Here is a 26,064-nt window from a genome sequence, read left to right as displayed (position 1 = left end):
ATGTGGCGGAACAGGGAAATCCAATTGTTTCATATACTTATGATAGTCATTGCAGCTGTCTTCAGTGGAGCGGCAGCTATCTTTCTATCTGGCGCTGCCGCATTAGTTGTTCTGGCGGCCACTGGACTGCTTATTGGCTGCAGTTTAGTTTTCACCAAATGGAGATACCGTGAAATTGAAAAGCTCTCAGGTTATTTAAGACGTATTAGCAATGGCGATTATGACTTGGATGTCCGGGACAATTACGAGGGTGAACTGAGTATTTTAAAAAGTGATATTTATAAAGTCACTTTGATGCTTTCAGAACAAAGCTCTCATCTGGAACAGGATAAAATCAAATTAACTAATGCGATTTCGGATATCTCTCATCAATTGAAAACCCCGTTAACATCCATGACAGTGATGGCCGATTTACTCAGTGATAAGGATCTGGATGAATCCAAACGAGCTGAATTCACTCAGAATATCACCGTGCAGCTGGAAAGAATCGAGTGGCTCGTATCATCTCTTTTAAAAATATCAAAAATTGACGCCGGTACCGTAGTTTTCAAGAAGAACAATGTTCCAGTCCGCGATCTCATCGCCAGGGCCGCACAACCAGTGTCCATCCCCATGGATATAAAAGAGCAGACATTTTTGATAGAAGGAGATAACGATGTAACTTTTACAGGAGACCCCCAATGGACTGCAGAGGCAATCATCAATATTCTGAAGAACTGCGTGGAGCATACACCTAATGGCGGCAAGATATCGATCTCGTACTCTGAGAATCCTCTTTTTACCGAAATAAGGGTGAAAGATAATGGGAAGGGGATACCCAAAGAAGAGCTGCCGTATATCTTCAGGCGTTTTTATAAAGGTAGAAATGCAGGTGAAGACAGCTTGGGAATCGGGCTTGCGATGGCTTACAGCATCATTACCGGCCAGCAGGGAGATATCGAAGTCAGAAGCGAATCCGGCATCGGAACCGAGTTTATAATTAAATTTTACAGAACAGAGAGGGGATAGGATCGTCCATTGAGGACACGTGCCTATCCCCTTAAGTGACTAAATTGTCACTTTGAAAGTCACTTTATAGTCATCTTAGGCAGATATACTGAGGTCAACACTTAAATTATGGAGGGTAAACAATGAGTATATTACAAATAGAAAATCTGTCTAAGGTTTACGGCAAGGGCGAAACAGCAGTAAAGGCATTGGATGATGTCTCATTTTCAGTAAAAAAAGGAGAGTTTGTCGCCATCATCGGTCCATCAGGGTCCGGTAAATCCACTTTGCTGCATTTACTCGGCGGTGTGGATAGACCAAGCTCCGGCAAGGTACTGGTCGATAACACCGATATCTATCAACTGAACGAAACACAGCTGGCGATTTTCAGGCGGAGGCAGATCGGCTTGATCTATCAATTTTATAACTTGATACCGATCCTGACAGTTGAAGAAAACATTACTCTGCCGATGCTTCTGGACGAACATAAAGTGGATCAAAAGCAGTTCAATGACATTGCTTCAACACTTGGTTTAACGAACCGTCTGAGTCACCTTCCCAACCAGCTTTCAGGGGGGCAGCAGCAGCGTGTCTCGATCGGCAGGGCCCTTATCAGCAACCCGGCAATCATACTGGCGGATGAACCGACTGGCAACCTCGATAGTAAAAACAGCAATGAAATCATGGAACTTCTGAAAATGTTCAATAAGACGTATAACCAGACACTGATCGTCATCACCCACGATGAACGGATTGCTCTGCAGGCTGACCGTGTTATTGAAATCAATGATGGAAAAGTCGCCAAGGACGAGGTGATCCGTCCATGAACATCATCAACAAACTGACTTTGAGGCACTTGAAGAAAAATAAGAGAAGGACACTCGTGACTATTATTGGTGTCATCATCTCAGTTGCCATGGTGACGGCAGTCGCTACGCTCGGTGTCTCATTTCTTGATCTGCTTCAGAGGCAGTCCATTGCAGACAATGGTGAATGGCATGTTCAATATAAAAATGTCACTAGCGAACAAGTTGAAGCGATACAAAAGGATGAGAATACTAAAGATTTGATTCTTGCTAATGACGTTGGCTACGCGAAGCTGGAAGGGGCAGAAGAAACAGACAAGCCCTATTTATTTTTTAAAGCATATAACACCCAAGGAATGGAACAGTTTCCGATTGAATTAAGCAGTGGCCGGCTTCCGCAAGCTGCAGATGAAGTAGTCATTTCTGAAGAAATAGCCTCAGACACTGAAATCGAATATAAAATCGGCGATGAAATGACCGTGAATATTGGTAATAGGCTCTTGGGAGGCGAGAGTGAACCCTTGTCACAGGATTATTCAATTCAAAGGGATGAGAACGGAATTAGCGAAACTCTGGAAGTAACCTCCACGGAAACCTTCACAGTTGTAGGAACAATCGAAATGCCAACCTGGGAGAATTCATGGTCACCAGGGTATACAGTGATTAATTATATTGACTCTGAAAATTTAGGGCAATCTTCAGAAGTTGATGCCATTGTCGTATTAGATGAAATCAACGGTGCACTATTCGAACAGGCTGAAAAACTGGCGGAGCAAATTGGTGTGGAGAAAATCGGGTTCAATGATGAGCTTTTACGTTTCTATGGTGTAACAGATAGTGGTAATCTGAGAACTACCATGTTTTCCTTGGCAGGCATTATTATTGCGGTGATCATTATTGGATCGGTATCGCTGATTTATAATGCGTTCGCGATCAGTGTTTCTGAGAGAGCAAGGCATTTAGGGATGCTTTCCAGTGTTGGGGCAACCAAGAAGCAAAAGCGAAATTCGGTCTTTTTTGAAGGGACAGTAATCGGACTCATCAGTATTCCGATTGGTGTCTTGGCTGGTGTAGGCGGTATTGCGTTGACATTCATGTTCATCAACTCTTTTTTACAAGAGGCATTAGGGACAACGGAAAAGCTTGGAGTTGTAGTAACACCGTCTTCCATTTTCGCAGCCTGCTTAATCTCGATATGCACTATTTTTATCTCTACCTACGTGCCGGCACGAAAGGCATCAAAAGTTTCTGCGATTGATGCGATCCGCCAGACACAGGATATTAAATTATCACGGAAAACAGTAAAAACATCGAAGCTCGTAAGGAAGATATTCGGCTTGGAAGCTGAAATCGGGATGAAAAATGTCAAAAGGAATAAAAAGAGATACTATGCGACTCTCTTTTCGCTTGTCATCAGTATTATTCTCTTCCTATCTGTTTCATTTTTTACAGATAATTTAAGCAGATCGGTTGAAATGTCACAAATGAATATAGACTACGATATATTGGTGGCAGGAAGCAAAGGGGATACATCCATATTAGAACCTTTAGTGGACTTGGAAGCTGTGACGGATTATAGTATTCAAAAAACAGTGCAGCTCACATCATTGGTAGAAAAGGATAAATTTCCTGAAGCCTTGAAAGATTTAATAAAGCAGGATGAGCAAATCGAACTACAGGACGGGAAGTATCAATACTATGTCAATCTGTATGGATTAAATGAAGAGAGTTTTAAAAAGTATGCCGAAAAAGTAGGGACGGACGATTCAGCTTATAGGAATCCAGAGGAGCCCAAGGCAATTGTAATAAAGGATTTAGCCTATCAGGATTATGCAACTTCCAGGTTTATAGAAACAGCCTCTATAAATGCAAATCCAGGGGATTCAATTCAACTCCTCTTTACGAATTACGAAACAAACGAAGTCACCTCATTAGGTAATGTTGAGATCGGAGCAATGACAGGAGAAATGCCTATGGGCAGCAATACAGCAAGCCTCGGCGGATTGGATATTGTGGTGCCTGTGGAGACACTGGAAAAGCTTGTAAACGAGGAGGCGCTGGATCAAGTGGATGCCAGCCTATATCTTAACAGTAGTGATGCTGATAAAACCCAGGAAGCACTTGAAGAAATCGTTCCTTCCTCGATGTATATTTACAATGTCGTACAAAATAGAGAACGTGAACAGCAGTTGATTATGTTTTTATCTGTATTCACCTACGGGTTCATCGCGTTAATTTCATTAATTTCGATAGCCAATATCTTTAACACTATTTCTACCAGCATCTCATTACGAAAAAGAGAATTTGCGATGCTGAAGTCTGTCGGCATGACGCCAAAGGGCTTCAATAAAATGATCAATTATGAAAGTATCTTTTACGGGGTAAATGCACTGCTGTATGGTTTGCCGATAAGCTTCGTTATTATGTACCTGATCCATCTCTCTGTAAGGGAAACCTTTGAGTATGGCTTCAGTGTCCCATGGCTGGATATACTGTTTGTAGTTGCAGCGATATTCACCATCGTCAGCTCGGCCATGCTGTACTCCATTTCCAAAATCAAAAAACAGAACATAATAGAAGGATTGAAGCAAGAGAATATCTAAAGGATAGACCAGGGTGAGCCGTGAATAGCGGCTCATCCTTTTTTTTGAGAAGGAGCATTGCGCTTTAATGTATCACCGCATGAAAAGGGACTGTCCCTTTTCATGCTTTACAGTGTTAAAGACACAATATCAAACTCTATCTATTATCAAAGATGGTTGTCCCACACTATTTCCTACTCTATGAATACTATATTATGTAACACTCACTAGTAAAATTAGGAGGAATTTATTCACATGGAAAATTCACTAGATATTCAATTATCACCTCCGTGGATCACATACTTTAATGAACTGAAGTTCTCGATAGGTGAGGACCCGGAAGTGACGGTCGGCCCGCTTATACCAGTCGATTCGACTTTTATAGCATTGGTGACCGTTTCTGATAACCAAAAGGCCATTGCGCTGGCAACGCTTTTGAAATCCTCAGTGGAATTTGGAAATATCACAGTAAATGTTGTGGTTGTCAATGGAGATCAAGAGATTGTCAATCCACTGCCTTGTCCTTTAAGCCCATTTACAGTAGCAGCACTGATGGAAACAGCTCTATCCGGCAACCCTTATTTTGTGGAAGTAGTGGTGAAGCCTCAAATCCCTGGAGAGCCGGATGCGGTTTATCCTGTATTCACTCCGGAAGTGATTCAATTTTTCAATGATGATATCTCAAACCTATGCAACACTTTCACCGGCGTAGCAGCAAACGTATTTGCCGATGTCATGGTGGAATCGCTCTGTGATGTGCCGATTTTGTATTCTACCAGCTGTGAAGAATAAAGATGTTTTAAAGTGGGACAAGGATTACCTTGTTCTGCTTTTTTGTAAATACATATTTATAGAAGGGCAACCCATAACTTCCAAAACCCAAATGTAGAAAGGCCTATCAAGATTCATTCATCTAAACATTGTTATTTATGGTAAAATTAGTAATGATAACTACACGAGCCAATCATAAGATAACTTCCAAGCAATTCTCAAGGATTGAGAGTTTCTAGATATTTATCTGGAAATTTCCTAGATGGATGTCTACTAAACTTGTAATTTTTGAAAGGGGGACTTACCATCAAACATAAACTTATTATCACTTCATTAGCCATACTTTTTAGCTTAGCTGGTTGCAGCCAGCCTGATCAAAACCAGGAAATCATCGTTGAAAAAGTGGAAGAAGGCACAACAGTTGAAACCGTTCGTTCCATAACAAACAAAAACGATATTGAAAGATTAGAAACGACACTCGAAAACGAAAGATGGAGCAAGATTGATCTTTATACTGGAACAGACTTGATGTTTACCCTTAACGATCAAATGGTTGATGTTCTCCTTCACACTAGAGACAACTCGATCGAAATGGTCAGACCGAGTAAAGATGGAAATGAAAGAGCGGTCATTCTTCATGAAGAAGCAGAATCATTCTATGAACTGCTGACAGGAGATTCTTTAGCAGATGTTGAAGAAGAAAGTTGATAACACCTGATATCCATGACAGTATAAAAGGGAAGGTTATCGGGAAGATACTGGTCACTGGATTGAAGGACAGAGTGACTGAGTTGCTGTAAATAGAAACGTACAATTAAAAGAAGAAAGCACAGTGTTAAGGGTACGTTAGTATGGCATCTAACAAAAAGAAAAGGGGAAAACGATGAATCAATTATTGTTAATAATCGACGCGCAACAGGAATTAATAGAAGGAAATAAAGAAGAGCAGCCTGTTTACAGGAAAGGACAACTGGTAGAAACGATCAACCTTGTCATCGGAAAAGCATTAGGTTCTGATATCCCGGTTGTTTTCGTAAGAGACACCGACGTGGGGCAAGGTGAGGGAAAAGGGTTTCAGATTCATGAGGGAATACGCGTTCCAGAAAACAGCATTATTTTTGATAAATCTGCCACAAATTCGTTCCATGGCACTGGGCTATTGAATCACCTGCAATCCCTGGAAATACAGCATGTCGCCATAATGGGTTGTGCCACTCAGCATTGTATCGATACTGCCGTCAGAACAGCAACGATCAATGGCCTGGATGTGACCTTGGTAGCCGATGGACATTCGACACCTGATAGTAAAAGTTTAAGTGCAGCACAGATAATACAGCATCACAACGAAACTCTTCATGGGCATTATAATGTAGAGAACTTTTCAATAGTAAGGAAATCCGACGAAGAGTTGTTCCAGCCGACCCATAATTCTTATAGGGAATAGAGCCACTAAATAATAATAAATAACCCATCCTTCTAACCGAAAATTTAAAGTGTTTTGATACTCAGTTCTTCTATTTGAAAAGGAATAGGGGATATAAAGTAGTGCTTTATCTGGATTTGAGCTGGGCTGGGTCCTGGGTGTGTTGATGGTTGTATTCCAGCAGTCGAGGGGAAGCCTGAAGCTATTTATGCCCTCCTCTGATAAATAATGAATAAACCGCTTGGAAATATGATCCAAGCGGTTTATTTGGCAGAGTATACATACATGCTTTATAAGATTAAATACGCAGTTATGAATTAAATCTTTTTTGCCTTTTATCTTTTTTCAAGATGATACCCTATAGAACGCAAAGCGTCACTCAGATTGGATTCAGTATGTATACGATCCAGGTCACTTCCTGATTGAACAGCTTTCAAGGCTAGTTCAGGACGCACTCCCGTTATTATCATGCGAACACCGAGCAACTTTAGTGACTGCCCGATTTTTAAGAGATTAAAAGCACTGCATTCATCAATGGTAACCAATCCTGATAGGTCAAAAATCATATACTCCAAGCCTTGTTTCAGGCTCTGGGATAATGAATGTTCCATAATTCTATTGGTACGTTCCTCATCTACATCCCCAATGACCGGCAGTATCGCCACTGTATCGGATATGGGCACAAGAGGAGCAGAGAGAGCTTGTACTTTGTGGTTCGCTCTTTCAAGATTCAAAACATTCTCAAGCAGCTTTGCCATAGCCTTGAATAAAGAAATATGTTCTTCGGTGAAATGATGAGGGCGCAAATCCATTCCGCAGAGTGTACCGAAGTTGGTTCCATCACTATAGTAGATGGGCATACCAATCAAGGAGCCGCCTCCAAGATTCTTTGTTACTTCCATATTGCTTGTTTCCTCAAACTTTAATAAATCTTCTATGATAAGTGGTTCACGACCACCTCTGACGATGAATTGTCAGTAGGAATCACGGTAAAAAGTTTTGAATCCTGCTTCCAGCACTGCGTCTTCTCGATTGAATGATTGTATGATATCAACATTTTTCTTATCGTTTTTAGCTACAAAGAACGTATTCACATCAACAAATTTACTGATCAGCTCCAATACATCCTTTGAAGCTTCCTCTATGGAAGAGTAATTGGTTGCTTGAGAAAAGCTCATAATGTTCACCCCCTTACAGATAATTACAGAACGCACATGCAAGTATACCGTAAAACTTACAGTCTTCATACTAAAAGACCTTATACTATGAGGAAAAAGGGGAAATGGCTGACAGTAAAAGCTTGTGTGATTTTTCTAGACAAGAATGACATTCACCAATGAAACCAAACAATGCACAAATTAATTGAGAAGACTTCTGTTAAAGGAGTAACCTTCGAAATCAAAATTATTTTAACCATATGGTTAAAATTACAGCAATTATTTCAGCGACTTAAATTTTTTTCAAAAAAAGCAGCAAAAAAGCACCCTGATTTACAAGCTGACAAGATCCATGGTCAAAATAGTAGTGGGTGCTTTCTGCTTTTTTATATTGTTCTGATATTCCAGTAATCATTTATAATCCAATTAAGGCGCTCAGTTCGTAACTATGAAAAGCGTATTCTTGTTTTAAGGATCACCCTGAAATCGCAGTATTTAGCTCTGCTCCGCATTTCAATGCTGCGAGAGCAGTTCTTCCTCCAATTCCATCGCTTCCTGCCTAAGCTCCTCTTTATCAGAGAGCAGCCGGAACATTCCCTTTATGATCAGTTCATCCGGTTTAGATTTTCGGCATTCTTCGGAAATACGGTCGGCCATACTTAGGTAATTCTCAGAAGCTTCACCCAAAGAATGAATTTTATCATATAGCTTTTTCCATGCCTCTTCCCGTTTTTCAAATGAAATGAAGGCCCCCTGGCGGTCCATATTCACTGAGAATGGCTGCATGATTTCGTCATCCAGAAGGGGAGAGCTGTTTCCTTTAAAGTAATCCTGAGCAAGAATCGAGATTTGCCTGACGATGTGTTCTCCCAGCTTAGAAGGCTGCAGTCCGCTGTCAGTTGAAATGAGCAGCATCATATAAGAGGAATAAATGGATTGTGCCATCCACATCAGATCCCATTTGTAGGGCAGAATCTTATCACCATACATTTGCAGGAGATTATGCTCCAGCCAGCTGAATAACCGGCCTCTCATCCTGTGTTCCATGGCCGCTAGTTTATCACTGTTTTTAGCTGTGTCGCCCCTCATATGCATTTTCATATAAGACTTATATTCCAGAATGCCTTCAAACTGCACCTGAAATTGCTTTGCAAGTCTTTCTTCATCAGGCAGATTTCCATCCAAGCCCACTACATAGGCTCTTTCAAAAACCAGCTGCTGATAGTGTTCATAAATTGAAATGATTAAATCTTCCTTGGATTGAAAGAATGAATACAGCGAACCTTTCGATATGCCGATACTGTCAGCAATCTGCTGCATCGAAGTCTGAGCATATCCATGTTCGGCGAAGAGTTCTACAGCCGTTTCCAATATCGCTTTTCGTTTATTCATCGCATTCACCATCCTTTATACATTCAGATCTATTTTTAGGTATAGGTCATATTTACTTAGCGGTTCAGAGGCCTTTCGTCAAATCACCTAATTATAGCATAACTTCCATTATCTTATATCAGCTTTCCGAAAGGTCCGTTGATTCATGTGATTCCAGAAACCCAAATGTGTTTTCTTTGTAAAAGCTGCACATTAATTCTTGACTATCTATCGAAAGGCTGTAGAATGACTAATGAGTCACCTTTATAAACACTGTTATATAAGCAATTCTCAATTTTAAATTGTTAAACATTGACCGATGGGTCGAATTACAACAAAGGAGGTTTATACATGTTAAAGGCAATATTGAACCGATCCAGAATCACACTGATTTTTGTGCTGTTATTTGTGATTGTAGGGATCTTTACATTTTTACAGCTCCCACAGAGGGAAATACCTGAAACAACCGTCAATATTGGAACCGTATCTACAGTTTACCCCGGAGCCACTGTAGAGAATGTGGAAAGAACAGTCACCAATCCTTTGGAAGACTCTATGCAGACAATAGATGGGATCAAGGAACTGAGTTCTTCTTCTGCTGCCGGCTTCTCTACTATTATTGTAGAGGTAGAAGATGGCGCAGACAAAAAAGAAGTGTTCGGGGATGTGCGGCAAGCTGTTTCGGATGCTTCCACGAGTTTCCCCGAAGAAGTTTTTGACACGGAAATCAATGAATCAACGGTAAAGATGCCGATCGTTTCCTATCAGTTGACCAGCGAGAGCCGTGAGAACCTTCTCGAACTGAAGACAGAACTCGATCGTTGGACTGACGAAGTCTCAGAACTTTCAGGTGTTGAAGGGGTGACGGTAAAAGGTCTGCCCGAGGAAGAAATTTTAATAGAACTTCAGCCTGATGACCTAAAACAAGCTGGATTGAATGTTGGCAGCGTCATGTCAGCAATCAATGATGAATTTTATCCTACACCTCTTGGAAAACAAGAAATTGATAATAAGGTTGTCCAGCTGACCGTAGAGCACTTTTCCACAATAGAAGAAATGAACGATGTATTCGTCGGGAAAAACCCTCAAGGTGAAACAGTCTTACTGGGTGATGTTGCCAGTGTGGAAACTCAGCCAAAAGAGGCAGAAGACATAATTACCTTTGAAGGAAAACCTGCTATTTCGTTTACCGCTTACGTGCAGTCTGGCGAAGATATCCCCACTGTCGATCAAAGAGTGAGCGACAAAGTGGAGGAATTAGCAGAAGGACTGCCTGAAAACGTGGAACTGGTTCCCTATTATTCTCAGGCAAATCTTGTAACTGACATATTTGATGGACTATTTTTATCATTGGCCATTTCAGTTGTAGCTGTTGTCATCACCACATCACTCGGTTTGACAGGTTCAGGTGCTTTGGTTGTCGCACTCGCTGTGCCGATTTCCGTTTTGATGGGCTTGATTCCGCTTCCTTATGCAGAAGTGGACCTTAACCAGATTTCGGTTATCGGAGCCATAATCGCACTTGGTATCCTAGTTGATGACTCCATTGTCGTCAATGATAATATCCAGAGGAGGTACAAACTTGGAGACAAGGCATTGGCGGGTGCCGTGAAAGGTGTAAAAGAAATATGGGTCAGCATCGTGACTTCATCTTTCGCAATTGTTTTCACATTCCTTCCGCTGGTATTTTTATCAGGAGGAAACGGAGCATTTATCCGCGCATTGCCAACAGTACTGATTACGACCATTATTGCTTCTACTTTGGTTGCCTTGATCTTCGTACCGGTGATGAGATATCTACTTTACAGCAAAACAAGCAAAAAAATCTCAGATTCCCCTGGTTTTCTTGGAAAGCCGCTGGATAAGCTTGCTGATTTTTATGCTGATACTGTTCTAACCAAGTTTTCAAAAAAGCCGTTCATTACAGCTTTGATTGGCTTGGTGTTCACTACAGCCATCTTTGGTTTAGTCGTTCTGACACCATTTGAGTTCTTCCCTTCAGCGGACAGAGAGGAAGTAACGGTCGATGTGACCTTGCCAATCGGAACCACATTAGATCAAACGTCAGAAACACTTGCTGAAATGGAAGAGATGTTGAAAAACGATGAAGGTGTCCACGAAACCAGTGTCTTTGCAGGTACTGGACTGCCAAACCTATTCAACAGCTCATTATCAAATGCAGGGCCTAACACAGGTCAGATTGTGGCGCGTGTAGATCGTGAAAATCAAACAGCTCAAGGATTGATTGATGAGTGGACAGAAAAGCTCAGAAGTGAATACCCTGATGCGGAAGTATTCATGGAAACGATCCAGCAGGGACCTCCAGCGGGCGCTCCTGTAACAGTCACTGTCTCAGGTCCAGAGTTAGAAAAACTGCTCCAACTAAGGGATACACTTCAGGAAGAAATCCGCTCACTCGATACCAATCTTGTGGTGGATAACGTAGGGGAGTTTGCTCCAACCATTCAATACGTTCCCGATCGGGACGCCTTAGAAGAAAGCGGCATTACTGTAAAGCAGATAAGTGAACAAATTGGATTAGCTACAGAAGGAATTCCGATGAAATCCTTTGATAATGGTGTCACCAAGCGGGATATGACCCTTGTACTTGCAGGGGAAGAAGGGGAAGTTGACTTATCGGCCCTTGAATTGCCAGCTGCCGGAGAAAATCCTGCTGGTCCACCGACACTGATCTCATTGGATGAATTGGTAACTGTAGAGAATCAAGAAGAAATTCAACAAATTCCTCACAAAGATGGAGAACGTGCGATCACCATTCGTGCTTTCCCTGAAAATGAAGAGGGATACGAAGAAGATGTACAAAGTATTGTCGACAACGTCAAGGAAGGATTGGAGAGCGATTACAGCGTGACACTTGGAGGAGAAAATGAAGCACAGCAGGATTTCTTCTCTGAAATCACCATCCTGTTCATTATTGTTATCTTCCTTGTGTATTTATTGATTGCCCTGCAATTCAACTCACTATCACTTCCTTTCCTGGTATTGGTTGCTGTTTACCTTGCTATCGCAGGCGCCATCCTTGGATTGTTTGTGACACAAACACCTATCAGCTTCCTTGCTGTTATGGGTATGGTCTCACTGACTGGTATCGTGGTACGGAACTCCATTGTCCTGATCGAGTTCATTGAGCAGGGACTGAAGGACGGCATGAAAGTGAAAGAGGCAGTGGTCGAAGCGGGACGCACCAGACTGCGCCCAATCCTGCTGACAGCATTGACATCCATTGTCGCGCTGCTGCCGGTAGCCGTAAGCGGAGACGCACTCTTTACACCGCTGGCCGTCACCATCATTTCCGGTATCTTATTCTCAGCGATATTGACACTGCTGATTGTACCGATGCTGTATCTAGTGTTTGACCGTTTCAGAAGGAAGAAGAGGGAGAAAGCAACAGCATAAAGAGTGGAGAGAGAGGGAGTAACTCCTTCTCTCTTTTTTGCTTTGATAGATGACAGGGGATTAGAAGCGTAATCCAACAGTATGGTTTGAATGTGGAAAATCAAAAAAAATTTCGAAACATGAAAGAAGACAGATGAGCAGTTCCATCTGTCTTCTCTAAACCTTATTTAAGTTTCAATTCCAGGTTCAGCCCGGAGTTTGGCTTCTTTACGTGCCTTCAGGAACTTCACCAAGTTAATGACGATAGTCTTGCTGACGGCATAAGTTGGTACTGCCAAGATCATTCCAAGAACTCCCGCGATGTTTCCTGCTGCCAATAATAGTATAACAATGGTCGCAGGGTGGGTGTCCAGTGTTTTGCCGAGTATCAGGGGAGACAGGATATTGCCTTCCACTTGCTGGGCAATGACCAGAATGAGCAGAACCAATAATGCCTTGCCGGGTGAATCGAACAGCCCAACAATTACAGCAGGTGCTCCGCCAATGAGCGGTCCGACGTAAGGAATGATATTCGTGACTGAAACCGTAATGGCCAGTACCAGAGCAAACCTTAAATCGATAATCAAATAACCGATAAATGACAGAACCCCTACGAACAGCCCGACTGTCACCTGCCCTTGGATATAGGCGGCAAGAGTGCTGCCTGTCTCTTTAAGGATGGTTAAAGCTTCCTTCCTGTACTCTTCAGGCAAGAACTTTGAAACTGCGACTGGGAATCTGTGTCCGTCCTTAAACATGTAAAAAAGAAGGAGGGGCACTGTAACCAGGATGATCGCGATGTTCGCTACCAGGCCAAGCAGATTTTGAAAGCTCCCGGTGATAACCGTAGGCAGGTTGTTCGCAAAATCAACCAGTTTCTGCTGAGCTGTATCCAAAAGCTCTGCCTGTTCATTCATGAACGTTCTTAACTCAGGCGATCTTGATAGGTTTTCAAAGTATTGAAACGCCTGCGTCGCATAAGAAGGGAGTTCATTAGCCAGGGCCGTGAACTGTCTTGAAATTGTGGGCACAAGATTTCCGATCGCCAGCACAAGAAGCCCGACAATCAATAAATAAATGATCAAGATGGCAACGATTCTTGGTACTTTATACCGCTGCAGGATTTTCACTATCGGGTTCAATAGGAAATACAGGAACAAAGTAATCAAAATCGGAAAAAACAAGGTTGTAAAAAAAATACGTGATGGGTTCGAACAGAAATGAGATTTTCGTAGATACAAATACGATGGTGACTATCAACAGAATTTGTATCAGCCAGAATTGCAAACTTTTTTTAGACACGTCATGACCTCTTTTATTAACAGTTATGTAGACTTTGATTATAACAAGAAGAGGAGAATTTAACAATGTTTGGCAGTATCTAAAAAATTTGGGCAGGAGGCAGCAACATACTGAATTTTCTGCTCGTACCATTACATACTTCGCAAGACGATTAAATAACGTTATTGTTTCCTGCCTGGTCATTTCTTATTGCTGACAATAGGGAATACAACGGTGGAATATCCCTTGTGTTCATGTGAATCTAAATCAGGAAAGTAACCATGAGAGCGTTAAATTAATTCTTTTTTCGGTTAAATAAAGTGTCTAATTTTTTTGCCTGTATGAACGCTTAGCAGACCAATATGACAATCTAAAAATAATAATGACGACATTTATTTCCATGACAACTGGCTATAATTCCTTAGTGTCTTAAAAGTCGATAATATTATTATGCAAACCTCAGGATTTATTTTACAAATTATACTTGTTCAAGCTCATAAGCGTTTAATAGGGATGAGTGGAATAAATATTGAAAACTATTCCTATTAATACCTACAGCGAACAAAGAGGATAGAAAAGTGGGTGAAGAGACAACCGAAATAGTAGAATAGTTCAAAACAATTGCGAATGTAATTGTCCTTATTTTACGCACTTTCTTATTTACCCCGCTTATGGTGAAAGCTGCCTCTATGAATACAATTTTAGAGGACGGTAAACGGGTCATTGTATTTAAAATTGGCGAACCCGAAAGATTTGATATCAAAGTATTGAGAGAACGTGAAAGAAGATTCGGATGGAACCTGTCAAATTCATTTACATTGGAAAATACAGCTGCAGGGCAAGGCAAAGTTCCTGACAGTCAGTATATGTATTAGAAAAACGGGAGGAACATATGAAAAACTACAAATACAATGAGTTTATAAAAATTGCAAAAAAGCTAAACGATTTTAGTATTATCCCTTTATTAATGGGGTCTGTCGGTTTAGAAGTTGTGACAGGAAAGTGGTGGGATGCCCAAGACCTGGATATACATGTACCAGGTGATAGAAGAGGGTGGGAAGTTCCACCCCAATTATCAATACATAACTGGAAAAACATTATGGAAATCATGGAGGGAATGGGGTAAAACCTCATCGATTTACATGAACAAGAATTCTCTAGAGAAGGGCTATCAGTCGAATTCGGAGTTATCGACACCTTACCTGATTTCGCAGGAGTAGAATTAGATGATGTAGTAGAACATCTGGCTGGAGACGCAAAGTATTATCTGCTGGATCACAAACAATATTTAAGGGTTTATGAGGCTTCTTCTAAGGACAGCTACCGTTCAGATAAAATAACAATAAAGATATTAAGAAAATAGATTACTTAAAAAGCACTATTGAAGTAACTTGATTTTACTGTTTCTTAGTAAATATTTCTATTTAAAAAGGCTCAGAGCAATAAGCTCCGAGCCTTTTCTTGCAGGTTCTCCCAATTAGAAGTCAGTTAAAGAGCCTTCTCCAAGCTATTTCGGCCTTCTGTCATATTCCCAATCTTGAGTGAGCGGTTTTGACTTTACTACGCACGCCGTTTTTTAAAGACTGCTGTACCGTTGGTTATAATCGTATGAAGCAATGCCATCCATACACTGTGACCGGGTTTGGGAGGTTGGGAATTCCCCATCCGTGCCAGCTGCTGCTCATACCAGACAATTTCCAGCATGGATGCAGACTTATCGAGCCATTTCAACCCCGTTGTCATCGGTTTCAGCTTTATGGTTTCATATGTTCCCTGGAAAATTTGATTTGGCAGGTCAGGAATCAGGGCAAGGGGCTTGGCGATCCCCACCATATCTATTTCCCCTTGAACAACAGCATCTGTCATCGCTTTTTCTGAACGAAAGCCTCCTGTTACAACCAAAGGGGTAGACACAATCTCTCGTACTTTAGCAGCAAACGCGAGGAAATAGGCTTCACGTTTTTTGGTGCTTTCTTTAACATTGGACCCTTGCATCATGGGATTCTCGTAATTACCCCCTGAAATCTCGATAAGGTCTATTCCTGCCTGGGCTAACTTACGAATAACCTCCAGAGATTCTTCTTCTGTGAAACCGCCTCGCTGAAAGTCAGCAGAATTCAACTTAATCCCAATTGGAAAATTTTCGCCTGTCTGTTTACGGATTTCATGGTAAACATGCAGCAGGAATCTCATTCGATTCTCCAAACTGCCGCCCCATTCGTCATTTCGACGGTTGTGATAAGGTGATAGGAATTGACTGATGAGGTAGCCATGAGCCCCATGAATTTGGACCCCCGTAAATCCTGCTTTTTGTGCAATCTTGGCCGCCTTTCCAAATCGGCTGATCAAGTCTTGGATTTCCTCTACTGTAAGAGCCCTCGGTTCATTAAAGAATTTTTTTAAGTTCCCTGATAGCGGGAGAGCGCTTGGGGCCACCGGCTTCTTGGAAAGCGTTCGCGGAGACTGCTTGCCGGGGTGATTTATCTGCATCCATAGATGAGTCCCATTTCTTGTTCCCGCTTTAGCCCATTGACTGAGAGAATCTAAATCTCTTTCATCTTCAATAACCACATTCCCTGATTCACCAAGTGCGTTCCTGTCCACCATGACATTGCCTGTAACCACGAGGCCTGTCCCGCCGTCCGCCCAGGTGTTATAAAGAGTTGCCAGTGCAGGGGAAGAGTTGTGATCTTCTGTTCCAAGTGCTTCACTCATCGCAGATTTAAAAAACCTGTTTTTTATCGAAACTCCAATAGGAAGAATTAAAGGTTGTGATAAAGGATGATGATGATTGTACATCTTTGATTCACCTCTGAACGTTATTTTATGTCATTATCTTATTATCAATCTTAAAGAAGTGGTAAATCAACTTTCCATGCTTGATCTAGAGTGAAGATTTTATTGTAGATAGTTTATATTTTTGAAATAATTGTTGAGCATGTGAATGAAATGGGTGAAAATAATGACAGAAGAGAAGAACTATTGGAATGATAAATATTCCGAAGTGAGCAGGTTATGGGGCTTCAAGCCAAAGGAACCCCTTGTCAATACAAAAATCTTATCCCGAAGCAGGGGAAGATACTTGATCTTGGAGTCGGTGAGGGAAGGAATGCTCTTTACTTTGCAGGCAATGGACATACCGTAGAGGGTGTCGATTTCTCCTCAAAAGCCATAGAACGCTGCCGTAAACTTGCTGATGAGGCTGGCCTGACTATTTTAACGGTTACTGAAGATCTAAGAAAGTTTCAAATTAAAGAAAACTCATACTCTCTTATTATCTTATCCAATATCTTGAACTTTTTTAATCAAGAAGAATTCAGCGGAATCGTACAAGCGGCAAAGGACGGGCTTGTTGAGCATGGACTCATTTACATTAATGCTTTCGACACTAGTGATCCTGGTTACGCGAAGAGCAAGAAGGAGTATGAGGAAATCTCACCAAATACCTTTTATCGGCCGCATTCAGATTCCTATATGCATTTTTTTACAAAGGCTCTTTTCGTAAACTTTGTTGCTATTTCGATACAATTTCGAAAATAACGCTATGTTTTTCCAGAAGTATCCTTGTAAGCAAGAAAGAAAAGAGCTGCTCTTTTTGTTCAGCGAGAGAAAAATGAGTATCCAAGGGAAAAATCCGGCCCTTGGGATTTTTCCGAAAGCAACAATTTCTGCGAAAACAGCTTTTTACAAAGACTGAGTTGGAAGGATTTTTCCCTGAATACAAAACCATCAAGGGATCACAGACATACTCTTTGGATTTAGGCCACGGTGAACCTCATTATCATGGAACAATTGAAATGTTGATGAGAAAAAATGAAGTGAAGCAGGAGGGGTGAAAATGTTTATTGTCAATGTTGAAGGAGCCATTCACTGTTATGGAAAATGGCTGTTGATATTAAGAAGTGAAAAGGAAGAACACGCTGGAGGCTTACTTTCGTTAGTCGGCGGAAAATGTGAGATTGAAGGAGTGTCATCAGATGTATTGGAGAGGACATTGCAGAGAGAAATTTTCGAAGAAGTAGGTTGTGAGGTTTCAGAAATTCAGTATATAAACAGTGCTTCGTTCGTTACTGATTCAGGCCTGCATGTTATTGATATTGTTTTTTATGTCAGCACGAATCAGGAGAACCCTACCCAAAAAGCGTGGATGAAGTTGATGAAGTCGTTTGGATGGCCACTTCTGAGATACTGGAACATCCTGAAATTCCCCCTTATTTGAAGAAAAATATATTAATGGCTGATGAAAAGCTGAAGGAGAAGGCGGGGGTATGAGCAGCGGATCAAAAATAATTGCGATATCAGGAGTGTCGGGCAGCGGAAAAACAACTGTAACCAAATCTCTAGGAGAAAGATTAATGAACTCAACTCTCCTGTTTTTTGATGGGTATTCTTGGAAGAATTCGCCTGATGACCTGGTGAAATGGGTGAATGATGGGGCAGATTATGACCTATGGGATTTGGAACCTTTGATTAATGACGTTATAAATTTTCTTGAATCCGAAGATCCTCCGGCATTCGTTTTACTTGACTACCCTTTCTCTTATAAAAATCAATCTTTGAGATATTTGATCGACCTGTCAATATACATTGATACCCCATTGGATATAGCCATGGGAAGAAGGATTTTGAGAGATTACAATAATGAACCCTCATCAGAAATACAAAAGGATTTAACATTTTACTTAGAAGAGGGGCGGGCGGCATATAAAGAAATGGAAACCACCATTAAACGTGACGCAGATCTTATTGTTGACGGGACGCTGCCCTCTGATAGAATTATTGAACTGATTTTAGACGAACTAAATTTGAGGTGGCAGGAAGCATGAAAAGAACATCTAGACCTGGATAGGGTATCACCTTGGTAAAAATCAAGATGAATGGCCAGTAAACACCATCCTACAAATTGAAAAACTACTCTAAAGCATGGTGATTAATCGCTAAACACCATGCTAAAAGTTAAAAAACCTCTCTGAAGCATGGTGATTAATCGCTAAACACATACTAAAAGTCAAAAACCGCTCAGAAGCATGGTGATTAAACCGTAAACACCATACTAAAAGTCAAAAACCGCTCTGAAGCATGGTGATTAAACCGTAAACACCATGCTAAAAGTCAAAAACCACTCTGAAGCATGGTGATTAAACCGTAAACACCATACTTAAACCCCAAAAACCACTCTGAAGCATGGTGATTCGCCGCAAAACCCCCAAAAGATAAAACAACTCTACCATTACAGCAATCGCCTCCCAAACACCCACATATCAGACACCATTCTATCAATCAACCAATCTATATTCCCCAATCCTCTTAAACAAAACCTCATATAAAAAAATATTTTAAAAAATCTCATAAATAGTAGAACTTTTTCCGCCCGGGACTCGTCTTTATTATTGAGAAGATAAAGAGGGGGAAATTTCGGGTGAAACAGTACATAGGAAAAATTTTAGCGGTTGTGCTGCTCCTTATGGGGTTGCTGCCGTGGATGGCAGCGGAGACAGCTGCACAAGGAACACTTACGATTGACACAGAACCAGGAATCAATGGAAAAGTAAAGAGTGGAAGTGCCTTTCCGGTAACAGTAACCATCACGAATGAAGGTGAGGATATCAGCGGTGACCTGGTCGTTTCTACAAGTCCGCATTACCATGCTTATGGAAATGTGGTCATACCAGTAGAAATAGCCGGCGGTACTGAACAGAAGATTCAATTCTCTGTTCCTGGTTTTAACGATTATATGGGAGGACCAATGAACCCCACTGGCAAAAAGGAAAAGCGGATCCGGTTCTATGAGGGAGGTTGGGAGGAAGACAAGCAAATCAAGCTTTCAGGCGACACCAATCTGACACCAAGCCTCGTCCCGGAAATGAAACCGGTTTTAGGGGTACTGAGTGACAATCCGGATCAAATGAATGTCTTGAAGATGACATCCTACCAAGGAGAAGCTCCAGAAGTTCTGCCTTTGGACCCGGAGACAATGCCGGAGGATAGTCTTGGCCTTAACATGTTTGATGCAGTAATCATTCATGATTATTCTATTGATAAACTAAGTGAACAGAAACAGGCTGCGCTTAAACAATGGGTAGAACTAGGCGGAAGGTTGATTATTGGAAGTTCACCTGACTTGCAGCAGAAGATGGGTGCATTGGATTCATTAATACCGATGAACGTTTCAGGAGAGGAAAAACTGAAGGACCTGTCTTTCTTGCAAGGTTTCAGTGATAAGCCTCTTCCCATGGAAGAAATGACCGTAATGACCGGTGACATTGAAGCCGGAGCAGATAGAGTAATTGAAGAGGGCGGCAAGGTTCTTGCTGTAGAAAAAGGATTCGGTACAGGAGAAGTCACTCAGTTGACCTACAGCCTTGCTGAAGAACCTCTTGCTTCATGGGAAGGAAACAGCGGCTGGTGGAACAGGATTCTAACTGCGACACTGGATACCAGTTTTAAGCATCCGATGACCTTTTATGACCAGGCAGAAAATATTCTCAGGACGACAACAGAATTGTTCGCTTCTTCGTTCCTGCCAGTCTCGGTGATTACCTTATTATTTGCCCTTTATATCATCATTATTGTACCCGTACTATATTTTATCTTGAAAAAGAAAGATAAGAGAGAGTGGGGCTGGTGGATCATTCCATCCATAGCTGTACTGACTAGTTTGGGAATTTTCCTGACGGGAGCGGCGGATCGCACCGGTGGTGAAAACCTGAATAAAGTGGCCATTGTTTCGGTTAATGAAGAAGGCATGGGATCAGGTTTTCATTTCGCTTCCATGCTCTCAAGCGGAGGCGGAGATTATACGATGGAGTTCGGCAGCGAAAGCCTGAATCCCGTTCCATTCAATCAAAGCTATGTTGAAGAAACTAACTTCAGTGACTACCCAATGATTCAGAATTCCGGGGAAGGCTCAAAGGTCACCTTCCAGGATGTAGAATTCTGGTCTGTTCGTTCGACAATGAATCAATTCACCTCACTTGAAACAGGCAGAATCGAAGGTGATTTGAAAGCCGGCAATGAGTTTCTCTCTGGTACCGTGACTAATACTATGAAGCATGACCTTCACGATGTGTTCGTGCTGGCTGGCGGAAGTGCATACAAAATCGGTTCATTGGCCAAAGGAGAAGAAAAGAAGATTGAAGTTGAAATGAAATCTTCCACTTTATTGAGTTCTCCAAACAGCATTGCAGCAGGAAGAGCTTTTCCAGGAGCGCAAAATATAATGTACGGGCCGGGTCCTGGACCTCAGACAAAGCCGGGAGATGACTGGAAGATGTTCAATCTGCTGAACTATGCTCTCGAAGAAAAAATCTACAATTATTCATTGAAGAAGCCGCTGATTATCGGCTATTCCGATGAATCTCTTATTGAAATGACCGTTAATGGAAATAGTGCAGAAGAAGAGTCTTTGAATCTTTTTCTTCAGCCTTTCGATATTGAATCGAATAATACAGGTTCCTTTAAACTGAAACAAGAGCAGATGGAACCCCATGTATCCGTTGTGGAAGGGATGATCCACCACCAGGATTTTATGGAAGGAAACTACTATATCGATGCAGCACCGGGTACCTATGATCTTTCATTCCAGCTTCCTGATTCAGTCATCGATAAAAAAGTCACCTATTCGAAAATGGTTCTTTCCTTTAGAGATATCGAGACAACAGACGGACTATCTCTTGTTAATGCAAAAACGGGTGAAACAGAGGAATTGGAATCAGGAGTACGGCAAATTAAGATTGACGAAGATGTTCAGCGATATATTGATAAAGACGGAAAATTGACTATCAGGATTGAAAAGAGAGGCCAGAATAACCCTCAGCTTCCTGTGCCGGGAGTCACGATAGAAGGGGAGTTTGTACAATGATTGAAATCATTAACTTGACTAAAAAATACGGTTCGTTTACAGCACTGGATAACTTAAATCTGTCTATCGAAAAAGGGACGGTTTTTGGCGTTGTTGGTCCCAATGGAGCCGGGAAGTCGACGACCTTCTCCATCCTTGCCACCCTCCTTGCACCCACAGAAGGAACGGCTTATGTTAACGGCTTTGATGTGACGAAGGATCCGAAAATGGTAAGAAAGCAAATTGGATATATGCCTGATTTCTTCGGTGTTTATGACCAATTTAAGGCTTCCGAATACCTTGATTTCTACGGGGCGAGCTATGGTTTGACAGCAGCAGAACGAAAGGCGCTGATTCCACAACTGCTTGAACTCGTTAATCTGTCTCACAAAAAAGATTCCTATGTCGACCTTCTCTCACGGGGCATGAAACAGCGGCTGTGCCTGGCACGCTGCCTGATTCATGATCCAGAAGTCTTGATTCTGGATGAACCAGCTTCCGGATTGGATCCGCGTGCCCGTATTGAAATGAGGGACATTTTAAAAGAACTGAAGACAATGGGAAAAACGATACTGATTTCATCACACATTCTGCCTGAGCTTGCTGAAATGTGTGATGAACTGGGAGTTATCGAAAATGGAAGACTTGTTGCTTCCGGTTCTGTATCAGTTATCCATCAGCAGCTTCAAGCAAACAAAATTCTGAATGTAACGGTTATGGCCGAAATCGAAAAAGCGATCTCCTTCTTCGAGGACGACCCTCATGTGGCTGAAGTATTACGAGATGAAAAGGAGCCGGGCACGATCCATTTTGCCTATTCAGGGACGGATCGCGAACAGGTTGATCTGTTGGGAAAAGCTATTCAGTCCGGCCTTTCAATCATGGACTTCACTCAGAAAAAGACGGACCTAGAAGACATCTTCCTGGAAATTACGAAAGGGGATGAGTAGATGAAAACACTTCTGATCAACCCGGTATTGAATAAAGAAATCAAGTTGCGCCTTCGGTCGCTGAAAAGCTTTCTGGGAATACTGTTTTACCTGGCCGCTCTGGGGATCGTGGCTATCGGCTTCATCTATATCACAATGATGAACAGCCAGGCAGGGTACATCCGGCCTGAAGAAAGCCGAATGATGTTCATGGTGCTCTCCATGGTTCAGCTGGGACTGATCCTTTTCATGACACCGGGTCTTACAGCGGGTGTCATCAGCGGAGAGAGAGAAAGGCAGACACTCAATATGCTGCTGACAACGGAACAATCATCAACAAGCATTATATTAAGTAAGCTGATTTCTTCAGTCGCCTTTTTGTTCTTGATGATTTCCGCATCACTGCCCTTATACAGCATCGTGTTTTTATATGGCGGTGTTTCACCGGGAGTGCTTCTGGGAACATTCGGAATTTATGTCATCACGATCATCACCATTGGCAGTATAGGGATCTTATTTTCGACGCTGCTCAAGAAAACGATAGTGGCAATGATCGCCACATATGGCGTGGCACTTTTCTTAACAGCTGGCACAGGATTCATCACGCTGTTTTTCATGAGCGCATTTCTCTATGGAAATACAACAAATATTGCTCCCTATTTTATAATCATGACCAATCCAGCCTTCGTGTTGCTGACGGTATTTGAACCCAACATGCAGGAAGAGTTTATTACAAGGACAGGAATCGAAGTGCCATTTTGGATTTCCTTCGGTGCATCGTTCGTCCTTATAACAGCTGTATCTCTGTGGGTCAGCATCAGTAAGCTTCGTCCTAATATGAAACCTTCCAGAAGAGGAAGAAAGAAAGATGCATGACCGCAAACTCTTTCTTTCTTTGCTTTCCTACCTTCACAAGAAGCTGGCAGTAAGGCATTTCAGCAGGCAGCTCACCTATGGACTGGCAACTGCTGCCTGTGCGGGGGCAGTACTTGCCATTGCAGGCAGACTGTTCATCATTACGTTTTTATGGGAGAAGATAGTGGCAATCACGGCACTGCTGATCATTTCTTTCGCGGTTTGGGCATTTCTTAAACGTCCAAACCGCCGGGATGCAGCACAGCATTATGATGAATATGCCGGGGAAGAAGCTGTGTCCACCGCTCTCTCCGGACTCGATAAAGAAGATGTCATGCTTCAGCTTCAGCGTAAAGATGCTTTAAGGCGGATGAAAGAATCCCGGAAGAAGTTAGAGCAAATCAAGGCACTGAACTTGCCGAGTAAGCCTCTCTATACTGCTTTGTTTCTGGTTCTCCTCACCTCATTTTCCCTGGCTTTTCCAAGCACAATGATGGAACAGGCCGAGCAGAAGGAAGAGGAGAAGAGGATCATGAAAGAAACAAGAGAAAAAGTTGAAAAGCTTGCTGAAAAGAAGAAGGACAACGGTGAAAAAGTTAATAAGGAACTCACTGAGCTTCAAAAGGAACTTGCTGAGAGCAAGACTGCTGAAGAATCCTTGAAAAAACTTTTAGAAAAAGAAAGAAAAACAGCTCAATTGAAGAAAGAAGCAGAAGAGGCAGAAAAGAAATTAAATTCCCTTTCTGAGAAAGCTGCAGGAAACAATCTGAATGAACTTTCAAAGGCGCTGCAAAACATGAATCAGAAAAAGCTGGAAGAAGCCATGAAGCAGCTTAAAGACAAGCAAAGCTTGAGCAAAGAAGAGCTTGCAGGGCTGCAAAAGCTGCAGGACTCAATGGATGGGGAAGGAAAAGAACTTAATCAGCTGACTGAGGAACAGCTTCAGGAAATGCTGGCCAACCTTGAGAAGTCACTTCAGGAAGCGATGGCTGCTGCGTCTTCTCTTTCTCAAACAGCTGCTGCCCAGCAAGACCTGCAGCAGCTTGCTAATAACCTTAACCAGCAAATGGCCGCGGCTGATTTAGGCGCAGCGCAATCTCTGGCTTTCAATAATTCCTCATCCAATCCAGCCTCTTCTGGACAAAACCCACCAGGAGGAAAAGGAAGTAATCCTTCCCAAAGCGGAAACAGCCAGGGATCAGGAAATAGTTCTTCCGGAAAGGGTTCGGGTTCGGGTTCAGGATCCGGATCTGGAACGGGATCGGGATCTGGCACTGGTTCGGGGACTGGCTCAGGAAATGGAAGTGGTCAAGGAGGCGGAAATGGAGCCGGTTCGGGACAAGGGTCAAGAGAACTCGTGACGGTTCCAGACCGCTTGGGAGGAAAGACGAATCAGTCTGTTGATAACGGCCAGCTAGGACAAGGTTCCGGTGAAAGGCAGACAACCGATGAAGGACCTGCTCTCAGAGGATCGGCAAGGCCTTACAATGAAGTCTATGGCGAGTATGAACAGGCTTACCGGGAAAGTGTCGACCGTATGGCACTGCCTTCTAATCTTGAAAATGTAGTAAAGAATTACTTCAGTGAATTGAATCCGGAAGGGGAGTAACGAATTGACAGATCTTGCAATCAAAGAACAGCAGCTGCATGAGGCAGCGGAAACCTACCGAAACATCAAGGGTGAGATCGGAAAGTTTATTGTCGGACAGGATGAAACAGTTGAACAAGTGCTTTGGGCAGTATTTTCAGGGGGGCATGCGCTTCTGGAAGGCTTGCCGGGCCTCGGTAAGACGATGCTTGTCCGTACCATTTCAGATGTGATGGACCTCCAATTTTCCCGAATCCAGTACACACCGGACTTAATGCCAACGGATATTACAGGTACCATGATGATCCAGCCGGATGAACAGGGAAGGCAGAAATTCCACTTCCATCCTGGACCGATTTTTTCAAATATTGTCCTCGCGGATGAAATCAACAGGGCGACTCCCAAGACGCAAAGCTCCTTATTAGAGGCGATGCAGGAGCAGACAGTAACGGTCCTGGGTGAAATGAAAAGACTGCCAAAGCCGTTCTTTGTCCTGGCTACCCAAAATCCGATTGAACTTGAAGGAACGTATCCTCTTCCAGAAGCTCAAATGGACAGATTCCTCTTAAAGATCAATGTAGAGGCGCCTGGAAGAGAGGAACTGAAGGAAATCGCTCTGAGAACAACTGGCGTGGAAGAGATAGTGCTGAATAAACAGGTTGATGCGGAATTCATCCTCCAAACGCAAAACCTGGCCAAAGAGATAGTTCTGGCTGAACATATGCTGGATTATGCTGTCTCTTTAATCATGGCCACTTCACCTGATCATGAATCAGCACCTGATATTGTAAAAAACAATGTTCGTTACGGATCAGGACCAAGGGGATTGCAGAGCTTGATCAAGGTTGCCAGAGTCAGGGCTTTATTTTCCGGCAGGTATCATGTTTCCGTCGGAGATCTGAAGACAGCTGCTCTGCCGGTCCTCCGCCATCGGATTTTCCTGAACTTTGAAGGTGAAGCTTCCGGCATTTCTCAGGATGCTATTATCCAGGAAGTTCTTGCTTCTGTTGATAAAGCGGGGAGCTCTAAATGATGCTGCTTTCTCCCCGGGTTCTACAACGCTCCGCAAAGCACTCTC

At 42.4% G+C, this 26,064-nt stretch carries 20 protein-coding genes and 2 pseudogenes; 17 read left to right on the top strand and 5 right to left on the bottom strand.

What is annotated here, in order from left to right; translation table 11 throughout:
- From B9Z54_RS08235 to B9Z54_RS08210, 6 genes are all read left to right on the top strand, one after another.
- Complete coding sequence (locus B9Z54_RS08235) at positions 1-1,008, top strand: sensor histidine kinase (protein WP_113927939.1); 1,008 nt, start codon at positions 1-3, stop codon at positions 1,006-1,008.
- A gap of 122 nt (positions 1,009-1,130) precedes the next feature.
- Positions 1,131-1,814, top strand: coding sequence for an ABC transporter ATP-binding protein (locus B9Z54_RS08230; RefSeq protein ID WP_113927938.1), 684 nt, complete (start codon positions 1,131-1,133; stop codon positions 1,812-1,814).
- Entirely contained in the window at positions 1,811-4,396 is a 2,586-nt protein-coding gene (locus B9Z54_RS08225) for an ABC transporter permease (RefSeq protein ID WP_113927937.1), read from the top strand. The genes B9Z54_RS08230 and B9Z54_RS08225 overlap by 4 nt, the downstream gene beginning before the upstream one ends.
- Before the next feature lie 234 nt (positions 4,397-4,630).
- Complete coding sequence (locus B9Z54_RS08220) at positions 4,631-5,167, top strand: hypothetical protein (RefSeq protein WP_113927936.1); 537 nt, start codon at positions 4,631-4,633, stop codon at positions 5,165-5,167.
- A gap of 267 nt (positions 5,168-5,434) precedes the next feature.
- The gene (locus tag B9Z54_RS08215; protein ID WP_113927935.1) at positions 5,435-5,854 is read left to right on the top strand and encodes a hypothetical protein; all 420 of its coding nucleotides are present in this window, start codon (positions 5,435-5,437) and stop codon (positions 5,852-5,854) included.
- A 175-nt stretch (positions 5,855-6,029) separates the two neighbouring features.
- Positions 6,030-6,590: an isochorismatase family protein gene (locus B9Z54_RS08210; protein ID WP_113927934.1), complete on the top strand. Its 561-nt coding sequence runs from the start codon at positions 6,030-6,032 to the stop codon at positions 6,588-6,590.
- A gap of 314 nt (positions 6,591-6,904) precedes the next feature.
- Here the strand turns inward: B9Z54_RS08210 and B9Z54_RS08205 are convergent, their stop codons facing one another.
- The 3 genes from B9Z54_RS08205 to B9Z54_RS08190 all read right to left on the bottom strand — a co-directional run bounded on the left by B9Z54_RS08205 (position 6,905) and on the right by B9Z54_RS08190 (position 9,118).
- Positions 6,905-7,510: an STAS domain-containing protein gene (locus B9Z54_RS08205; RefSeq protein ID WP_345840713.1), complete on the bottom strand. Its 606-nt coding sequence runs from the start codon at positions 7,508-7,510 to the stop codon at positions 6,905-6,907.
- Between the two features lie 33 nt (positions 7,511-7,543).
- Positions 7,544-7,747, bottom strand: a complete 204-nt coding sequence (locus B9Z54_RS08200; protein WP_113927932.1) for a hypothetical protein — start codon at positions 7,745-7,747, stop codon at positions 7,544-7,546.
- 492 nt (positions 7,748-8,239) lie between these two features.
- Positions 8,240-9,118: a TetR/AcrR family transcriptional regulator gene (locus B9Z54_RS08190; RefSeq protein WP_113927930.1), complete on the bottom strand. Its 879-nt coding sequence runs from the start codon at positions 9,116-9,118 to the stop codon at positions 8,240-8,242.
- A 330-nt stretch (positions 9,119-9,448) separates the two neighbouring features.
- Here B9Z54_RS08190 and B9Z54_RS08185 point away from each other — a divergent pair, with 330 nt between their 5' ends.
- On the top strand, positions 9,449-12,514 hold the full coding sequence (locus B9Z54_RS08185) for an efflux RND transporter permease subunit (protein WP_113927929.1): 3,066 nt from the start codon (positions 9,449-9,451) through the stop codon (positions 12,512-12,514).
- 167 nt (positions 12,515-12,681) lie between these two features.
- On the opposite strand, the pseudogene B9Z54_RS08180 reads toward B9Z54_RS08185, so the two are convergent.
- A pseudogene (locus tag B9Z54_RS08180) lies at positions 12,682-13,795 on the bottom strand (AI-2E family transporter).
- A gap of 599 nt (positions 13,796-14,394) precedes the next feature.
- Between B9Z54_RS08180 and B9Z54_RS08175 the strand changes: the two are divergent.
- Both B9Z54_RS08175 and B9Z54_RS26435 read left to right on the top strand, forming a co-directional pair.
- On the top strand, positions 14,395-14,649 hold the full coding sequence (locus B9Z54_RS08175; protein ID WP_345840712.1) for a S26 family signal peptidase: 255 nt from the start codon (positions 14,395-14,397) through the stop codon (positions 14,647-14,649).
- Positions 14,650-14,666: 17 nt separating this feature from the next.
- Positions 14,667-14,900 (top strand): hypothetical protein, encoded by a 234-nt coding sequence (locus B9Z54_RS26435; RefSeq protein WP_345840704.1) that lies wholly within the window; start codon positions 14,667-14,669, stop codon positions 14,898-14,900.
- A gap of 434 nt (positions 14,901-15,334) precedes the next feature.
- Here B9Z54_RS26435 and B9Z54_RS08165 read toward each other — a convergent pair whose 3' ends face one another.
- A complete protein-coding gene (locus tag B9Z54_RS08165) occupies positions 15,335-16,573 on the bottom strand; it encodes an NADH:flavin oxidoreductase/NADH oxidase family protein (protein ID WP_113927927.1) in 1,239 nt (412 codons plus the stop codon).
- A gap of 216 nt (positions 16,574-16,789) precedes the next feature.
- Here B9Z54_RS08165 and B9Z54_RS08160 point away from each other — a divergent pair, with 216 nt between their 5' ends.
- The 8 genes and pseudogenes from B9Z54_RS08160 to B9Z54_RS08120 all read left to right on the top strand — a co-directional run bounded on the left by B9Z54_RS08160 (position 16,790) and on the right by B9Z54_RS08120 (position 26,019).
- Positions 16,790-17,314 (top strand): class I SAM-dependent methyltransferase, encoded by a 525-nt coding sequence (locus tag B9Z54_RS08160; RefSeq protein ID WP_113927926.1) that lies wholly within the window; start codon positions 16,790-16,792, stop codon positions 17,312-17,314.
- Between the two features lie 298 nt (positions 17,315-17,612).
- Positions 17,613-18,046: pseudogene (locus B9Z54_RS08150) on the top strand (NUDIX hydrolase).
- A complete protein-coding gene (locus B9Z54_RS08145) occupies positions 18,043-18,600 on the top strand; it encodes a nucleoside/nucleotide kinase family protein (RefSeq protein ID WP_113927924.1) in 558 nt (185 codons plus the stop codon). Before B9Z54_RS08150 ends, B9Z54_RS08145 begins: the two are co-directional and overlap by 4 nt.
- Positions 18,601-19,193: 593 nt before the next feature.
- Positions 19,194-21,635, top strand: coding sequence for a hypothetical protein (locus tag B9Z54_RS08140; protein ID WP_113927923.1), 2,442 nt, complete (start codon positions 19,194-19,196; stop codon positions 21,633-21,635).
- Positions 21,632-22,564, top strand: a complete 933-nt coding sequence (locus B9Z54_RS08135; protein ID WP_113927922.1) for an ABC transporter ATP-binding protein — start codon at positions 21,632-21,634, stop codon at positions 22,562-22,564. Before B9Z54_RS08140 ends, B9Z54_RS08135 begins: the two co-directional genes overlap by 4 nt.
- The gene (locus B9Z54_RS08130; protein ID WP_113927921.1) at positions 22,565-23,419 is read left to right on the top strand and encodes an ABC transporter permease; all 855 of its coding nucleotides are present in this window, start codon (positions 22,565-22,567) and stop codon (positions 23,417-23,419) included.
- Positions 23,412-25,007: a coiled-coil domain-containing protein gene (locus B9Z54_RS08125; RefSeq protein WP_113927920.1), complete on the top strand. Its 1,596-nt coding sequence runs from the start codon at positions 23,412-23,414 to the stop codon at positions 25,005-25,007. The genes B9Z54_RS08130 and B9Z54_RS08125 overlap by 8 nt, the downstream gene beginning before the upstream one ends.
- Before the next feature lie 4 nt (positions 25,008-25,011).
- On the top strand, positions 25,012-26,019 hold the full coding sequence (locus B9Z54_RS08120; RefSeq protein ID WP_113927919.1) for an AAA family ATPase: 1,008 nt from the start codon (positions 25,012-25,014) through the stop codon (positions 26,017-26,019).
- Positions 26,020-26,064 lie beyond the last annotated feature (45 nt).

Source organism: Bacillus sp. P14.5 (assembly GCF_003316765.1).
GTDB lineage: Bacteria > Bacillota > Bacilli > Bacillales > Bacillaceae_B > Rossellomorea.
This window is presented reverse-complemented; position numbering and strand designations above follow the sequence as displayed.

Excerpts from the sequence above, each read along its gene's own strand:
- B9Z54_RS08235 (WP_113927939.1), top strand. The coding sequence starts at position 1 with ATGTGGCGGAACAGGGAAATCCAATTGTTTCATATACTTATGATAGTC.
- B9Z54_RS08230 (WP_113927938.1), top strand. The coding sequence starts at position 1,131 with ATGAGTATATTACAAATAGAAAATCTGTCTAAGGTTTACGGCAAGGGC.
- B9Z54_RS08225 (WP_113927937.1), top strand. The coding sequence starts at position 1,811 with ATGAACATCATCAACAAACTGACTTTGAGGCACTTGAAGAAAAATAAG.
- B9Z54_RS08220 (WP_113927936.1), top strand. The coding sequence starts at position 4,631 with ATGGAAAATTCACTAGATATTCAATTATCACCTCCGTGGATCACATAC.
- B9Z54_RS08210 (WP_113927934.1), top strand. The coding sequence starts at position 6,030 with ATGAATCAATTATTGTTAATAATCGACGCGCAACAGGAATTAATAGAA.
- B9Z54_RS08200 (WP_113927932.1), bottom strand. The coding sequence starts at position 7,747 with ATGAGCTTTTCTCAAGCAACCAATTACTCTTCCATAGAGGAAGCTTCA.
- B9Z54_RS08190 (WP_113927930.1), bottom strand. The coding sequence starts at position 9,118 with ATGAATAAACGAAAAGCGATATTGGAAACGGCTGTAGAACTCTTCGCC.
- B9Z54_RS08185 (WP_113927929.1), top strand. The coding sequence starts at position 9,449 with ATGTTAAAGGCAATATTGAACCGATCCAGAATCACACTGATTTTTGTG.
- B9Z54_RS26435 (WP_345840704.1), top strand. The coding sequence starts at position 14,667 with ATGAAAAACTACAAATACAATGAGTTTATAAAAATTGCAAAAAAGCTA.
- B9Z54_RS08165 (WP_113927927.1), bottom strand. The coding sequence starts at position 16,573 with ATGTACAATCATCATCATCCTTTATCACAACCTTTAATTCTTCCTATT.
- B9Z54_RS08160 (WP_113927926.1), top strand. The coding sequence starts at position 16,790 with ATGGGGCTTCAAGCCAAAGGAACCCCTTGTCAATACAAAAATCTTATC.
- B9Z54_RS08145 (WP_113927924.1), top strand. The coding sequence starts at position 18,043 with ATGAGCAGCGGATCAAAAATAATTGCGATATCAGGAGTGTCGGGCAGC.
- B9Z54_RS08135 (WP_113927922.1), top strand. The coding sequence starts at position 21,632 with ATGATTGAAATCATTAACTTGACTAAAAAATACGGTTCGTTTACAGCA.
- B9Z54_RS08130 (WP_113927921.1), top strand. The coding sequence starts at position 22,565 with ATGAAAACACTTCTGATCAACCCGGTATTGAATAAAGAAATCAAGTTG.
- B9Z54_RS08125 (WP_113927920.1), top strand. The coding sequence starts at position 23,412 with ATGCATGACCGCAAACTCTTTCTTTCTTTGCTTTCCTACCTTCACAAG.